Origin of the sequence: Gordonia otitidis NBRC 100426 (genome assembly GCF_000248075.1) — a bacterium.
GTDB lineage: Bacteria > Actinomycetota > Actinomycetes > Mycobacteriales > Mycobacteriaceae > Gordonia > Gordonia otitidis.
In genome coordinates this window covers 1-5,460 of the sequence record NZ_BAFB01000072.1, presented here as the reverse complement: position 1 = coordinate 5,460, position 5,460 = coordinate 1, and the positions used below count along the sequence as shown (strand labels likewise).

7 protein-coding genes are annotated in these 5,460 nt (G+C 66.4%); 5 read left to right on the top strand and 2 right to left on the bottom strand.

Annotated features, from left to right (window positions below):
• On the bottom strand, positions 1-491 hold a 491-nt coding region (locus GOOTI_RS06820), incomplete at its 3' end, for a TM2 domain-containing protein (protein WP_007237832.1).
• Between the two features lie 83 nt (positions 492-574).
• Positions 575-1,672: an alpha/beta fold hydrolase gene (locus GOOTI_RS06815; RefSeq protein WP_007237831.1), complete on the bottom strand. Its 1,098-nt coding sequence runs from the start codon at positions 1,670-1,672 to the stop codon at positions 575-577.
• Between the two features lie 186 nt (positions 1,673-1,858).
• Between GOOTI_RS06815 and GOOTI_RS06810 the strand changes: the two genes are divergently transcribed.
• From GOOTI_RS06810 to GOOTI_RS06790, 5 genes are all read left to right on the top strand, one after another.
• Positions 1,859-2,539 carry a DedA family protein gene (locus GOOTI_RS06810; RefSeq protein ID WP_007237830.1) on the top strand — a complete coding sequence of 227 codons (681 nt, stop codon included), beginning with the start codon at positions 1,859-1,861 and terminating at the stop codon, positions 2,537-2,539.
• Between the two features lie 227 nt (positions 2,540-2,766).
• On the top strand, positions 2,767-3,162 hold the full coding sequence (locus tag GOOTI_RS06805; protein ID WP_227919617.1) for a hypothetical protein: 396 nt from the start codon (positions 2,767-2,769) through the stop codon (positions 3,160-3,162).
• Between the two features lie 10 nt (positions 3,163-3,172).
• Complete coding sequence (locus GOOTI_RS06800) at positions 3,173-3,487, top strand: YbaB/EbfC family nucleoid-associated protein (protein WP_007237828.1); 315 nt, start codon at positions 3,173-3,175, stop codon at positions 3,485-3,487.
• Positions 3,488-3,615: 128 nt separating this feature from the next.
• Positions 3,616-3,924, top strand: coding sequence for a type VII secretion target (locus tag GOOTI_RS06795; protein WP_007237827.1), 309 nt, complete (start codon positions 3,616-3,618; stop codon positions 3,922-3,924).
• Positions 3,921-5,351: a hypothetical protein gene (locus GOOTI_RS06790; RefSeq protein WP_007237826.1), complete on the top strand. Its 1,431-nt coding sequence runs from the start codon at positions 3,921-3,923 to the stop codon at positions 5,349-5,351. Before GOOTI_RS06795 ends, GOOTI_RS06790 begins: the two co-directional genes overlap by 4 nt.
• Positions 5,352-5,460: the final 109 nt, after the last annotated feature.

Below are 5,460 nucleotides of genomic sequence, written 5' to 3'. Positions count from 1 at the left end.
AACACCCAGACGCTGAGTCCCGCGAGGATGAAGAGCCCGATGAGGAAGAAGGACGTGATCCAGCCGATGATCAGCAGCACCAGTTGGGTCACACCGATGGCGGTGTAGCCGAGGTAGAAGCGGCCCGCCCCGAATCCGCCCAGGAACAACTGCAGCAGACCGGCCGCCACCTTGGACTTGTTCGACAGGGGTTCGCCGGTGAACGGGTCGCGGCCGAAAGGTGCCATCGGGTCGACTGCACCCGGGTATCCCGCCGCCAGGTATCCGCCCTGGGGTCCGTAACCGACAGGACCCTGGCCCGGCCCGTAGCCCGGCGCCCCGTAGCCCGGCGCACCGTAGCTGGGGCCGAAGTATGCGGACGAGTCGGCGGTGCGGTGCTCGTAGGGCAGTGGCAGGGACTGTTCACCCGCCGGTGAGGGTCCGAACGGGGAGGGGGAACCGTAGGGCTGACCTTGTGCTGGGTCGTGGTTCGTATTGTCGGGATAACTCATGGCGCTCATCCTCGCATGTGCGTCCGACACATGTCCCGCCGCAGCGGGTCCTGTCCACGCGAACGTCGTTCGCGCGGACGACGTCACGTGGCGCTGCGCTCGTCGTCGATCGCGTCGAAGACAGCCTCTACTGTCTGCTCGTCGCCGACGATGTCCGCGCTCCTGCGTCCCTCGCTCATCAACCTGCGCCAGACCTGTGAGTCGAACTCCATGGGTTGGTGTCGTTCGAGAAAGTCCATGACCACCTGTACGAATCGCTCGGGGTCGTCGTGGAAGGGGAAGTGGCCGGAACCATGGAACGTCGACAACTCGCTGTGGCCGATGGCCGAATTCGCGATCATAGCGTGCTCATACGGGATGACGGTGTCGTCGTCGCCCCAGACGATCAGGACCGGCAGATATTCGGTCAGGTAACACCGGTCGAGCATCGTGACCGATTGACCGCGCCAGTCCACGACAGCGCGCAGGGTCCGCAGAAACGCCGCCGACGCGGTAGGGGCCGACAGATCGCCGAGGACCCGAAGGAGATCCTCGTGATCGTTGAGCATGCGCTTGGGTGACAGCCCGCGTGGGAGGTCGGGAAGCCCGGGCGGTGTCGGGGCCGCGGCGATCGCGGTTGCCCCGAGACGCAGGGTGGCCAGGGCTCCCGGAACGCGCAGCGCGGTGAGTGCCCCGTTGACCAGCGGCAGTGTCACCAGACGCAAGGCGGGATTGACCTCGCGACTGACGCCACCGGCGGCGACAAGCACCAGGCGCTCGACGAAACGGGGGAACTGATAGCAGAACTGCATTGCCACGCCACCGCCGAGCGAGTGACCGACGACGGTGACCTTGTTGATGCCGAGTACGACGAGGAGGTCGCGCATACCGTTCGCGAATGCCGGGACGGAATAGTCGGCGCGCGGTTTGTCGGAGCGACCGTGTCCGAGCAGATCCGGCGCGATGACCGTGTAGTGCTGGGCGAGCATCGGGATCACTTCGTTCCACGTCGACGAGTTGTCGCCTATCCCGTGGATGAGAAGGAGTGCTGGTCCGTTCCCCGCGATCCGGTAGGCCCGCCGATAGCCGTGGATGGTCTTGTACTCGACGCGGACCTCGGTGTCGGAGACCGGACGCAGATTGGCCGACGATGTCGCGCCGGACCGTGTGACTCCGACGATTCTGGTCGGGGCTTCTGGCACGTCTACTCCTCGAGTGATCACATCGGCGTGATTGGACTGGCGGCATGTGACCACAACGCCTTTTCCCTATCGAGTTAACACCCGATGGGTGCAGTCTGCCCACCATGTTGCAGCGAGTTAACGTCAGCGCAAACGAGTGGGCTCGCCCACATCGGACGCGCGGAACCGTGGCTAGGCTTGCGGGCAATGAATCCGTTCGACATCGACGCATTCCTCACCACGGGCGGACTCGTCGGGCTGTGCGTGTTGATATTCGTCGAAACCGGCCTGCTCATCGGCTTCGTGTTCCCTGGTGACTCGATCCTCTTCACTGCGGGGGTGTTCGCCGCCCAGCCCCAGCCGTTCGCCCCGTTGTGGCTGCTGTGTGTGGTGGTTCCGATCGCGGCGATGCTCGGTGACCAGTGTGGATTCCTGATCCGACGACTCGGCCGGGGCGTTCTGGAGGGACGGGTCATGCGCACGATCGGTCCGGCCTACGTCGAACGGACACACAGGTACTTCGACCGCTTCGGGCCCCTCACGGTGTTCTTCGGCCGGTTCATCGGCATCGTGCGCACCGTGACGCCGGTCGTTGCGGGCTTCAGCGGAATGCGTCATTCCGTGTTCACTCTGTTCAGCGTCATGGGCAGCATCGTCTGGGCGGCAGGCATCATCGTCCTGGGCTACTTCCTCGGTTCCGTGCCACTCATTCGCGATCACCTCGAACTCATCATCATCGCGTCGGTGCTCACTGTCGTGATCCCGACGATCGTCGAGGCGTACCGACGCTGGCGTTCGGTGCGTCGGGGCGCCGCACGCACCGGGGCCCGCACCGAGCCCCGCGATCCCGCCGGACCGGCCGAACTCGACAGCCGGCGCGGCGAATAGTCGGCGACGAGCAGTCGGCGGTGGTCGGCGGCGTCAGGATTGTTTACACGTTTGTTCGTCGCAAACGGGAAAAATCCGACAGAATGACTTATCCACAGGCATGCGTCGAGGTGTCGCCGCCGGTATCGGTACATGGCAACATCTCCCGCACAACGCAACCGAGGTCGGCGGCGGAGCAGGTGGATCGGTGTTTCACACACGGAGGACACAGGGGGATGCGCGGGGATATGTCAGTGCAACACAGCAGCATTGAGCGCGGCGAGATCGGTCGGGACGGAGCCGCGGAAGCGGAGATTCCCGCAGCGTTTCGCATGTCCTCTGCGCGATCCCGTTCGGGCGGTATCTCGGTTGTCACCACGCCACAGGGGCTGCCGACGCGGGTCCGCATCGAGCGTTCGCAACTCACCAAGCAACCGCAGGCACTGGCCGACGAGATCCTGCGGGTCTGTCGACAGTCCGCTATGGCTGCCGGAATTCGTTGGCGCGAAGAGCTTCTCGATGCGGGCGCGCCGAGGGACGTCGTCGACGCGATGGGCCTGCCCACCGCCGAGGACCTCGCTCGCGTCGAGTACCGCGACGACGAGCACGACGATGCTCCCGCCTCGTGGCTGCGTCGAGCGTGAGAGGGCGTCGATGACCGGGGCGATGGATGAGCTCGAGGCGCGGGCGCGCGCACAACTCGATCGTCTCGCCGACTTCGGTGACGAACTCGCCGGTCTGCGAGCCCGGGTGACCTCGCCGGACGGCTTGGTGACCGCCGAAGCCGACGGCAGCGGGGCACTCACGGGCCTGTGGTTCGCCGACGGGGCGAACGAGTTGGGCGAAGACCGCCTGGGTGAGAAGGTCGTTGCGACCGCAGCTCTCGCGGCGCAACGTGTATTCGCCAGGCGCGCAGCACTCATCGAGAATTTCACGTCGTCATTCGGCGAGCAGGTCGGACGTCGTTGACTCGGCACACGACCCCGACCCGATCAAGTCGATGGAACCTTCCGGGACGAGCATGCGTCAGAATCTCGAATCTCCGGACATCGCAGACCTGCAAGCAACGATTCGACGACCGACACAGGGGAGCGCACATGGGCAACGTCACGGTGACACCTGAAGTGCTGGAGGGCTTTGCGGCCACCAATGCGGCAATCGGCACGGCCGTCAGCGCGGCGGGCGCGATCGACGCCGCGGCGAACACGACCGCCATGATCGGGGTTTTCGGGTTGATCGGCCAGGAGTTCCTCGCTGCCTTCATCACCGCGCAGGCCAACCACCTGTTCTCCGTCGGAAGTCTCGCTGCGGTGCACGCGTCGACGGCAGCGACGACACTGGCGGCGCTCGGGGAGTTCGACGCTCACGACGGGTCGAACGCAGCAACAATACGGTCGGCGCTGTGACGTCGCCGCAACCGGCGCCCACGAGCGCCCACGGGGGCGGATCGTCGGGCACCTCGGGTGCAACGGCGCCTGGGTTCAACGACATGTCGATCCGCGACATGATCGACGCGACCCCGCTCGGCCCCATCCTCGATCGTCCGGTCGGAGAAGTACTCGCAGGACTCGGGCTGCCGCCGATTCCGCAGATCCCCGCCCTGCCGCCGATGCCGGGGCTGCCCCCGTTGCCGACGATCGACATCGGCATGTTGCTGAAACCGATGACTGATCTTCTGGGAGGTTTCGGGACCGGTGATCTGTCGGGTGCGCCCTTCGATCCGTCGATGATCTTCTCCGCGTTGTCCACTGTTCTCGACACCGCGATGTCAACGGCCACAGAAGCACTCGGAGTACTTGACGGCCTGTGGACGGGTGCGGCCTCGCTGGGTGCGGCGACCAAGACAGCCGAGGCGAGCACCAACAGTGCTGCCCTCTCGACGCAGGGCGGGGTGATGTCGATCGACATCCAGGCTGCCGCGGCGATCGTCGCGGCCGGTCTCGCGACAGTTCAGGGCATCATCGCGGCGACGCTCGGCAAGATCGCGATTCTCGGCCCCGGACTGGCGACACCGCTAGGGCAGGGTGCTGCGGTCGGTTTCGCCACGGAGGGGTTGGCGGAGGCGACCGCGGCTGTTGCGGTGACCAGAGCCCAATTGCTGGGCCCGACAACACAGATGATCGCCAATGGCGCGCCGGTCAAGGTCACGAGCCCGCCGACAGCAGCGACGACGTCAGCTGCGCAGTCACCGTTCGCGCTGGCCGGATCCATCCTGGAGGCCCTGACACCCCTGGTGGGCTCGGCCACCGAGCTTCCCGCCGCACTGATGAGTCCCGTCAGCGAGATGTTGAGTGTGCACCCCGGCGACGATCTGGCAGTTGCGCACCCTGCCGGCGTGGCGGTAGGCGGCGATCCCGATCTCTCCGGTCCGGGAGGGGTCTCGGGCGATGCCGCGGTCGCGCCGGCGGGACTCGCCGGTGGCGGGGGAGCGGGTGTCGGTGGGATGGGTATCGGAGGCTTGGGCAGCGCTGCTGCTCCGCTCGGGGCCGCACGTTCGGCGATCTCCGCGGGCCACGGACTCACCGAACCGGCATCGCTGACGCCGTCGCAGCCGACCCGTGCGACCGTCGCGTCCACGACCCCGGTTCCCGCCTCGATGGCGCCGATGATGGCCGCGGGCGCCGCGCGGGGCGCCGCAGAGGCCACCGGACAGCACGAGATCCCCGACTTTCTGGTCACCGAAGAACACGGTCAGCAGGTGGTGGGCGAATCACCCGTGGTCGCGCCACCGGTCCTCGGTGGCCAACCGACGTCGGCTGACTCACCGCCACCCGATATCGAACTGCGGCTGCTGTGGGAGCCAGCGCCCGAAGCCGCGGATACGACGCACTGACCTCAGGCCGGTAGACCAGCCGTTCGCGAACACCATTCCATCGCCAGGAGGCGCACCGTGGTTGATCCCACACTCAGCGTAGAACCCGATGAACTCAACTCGGCTGCAG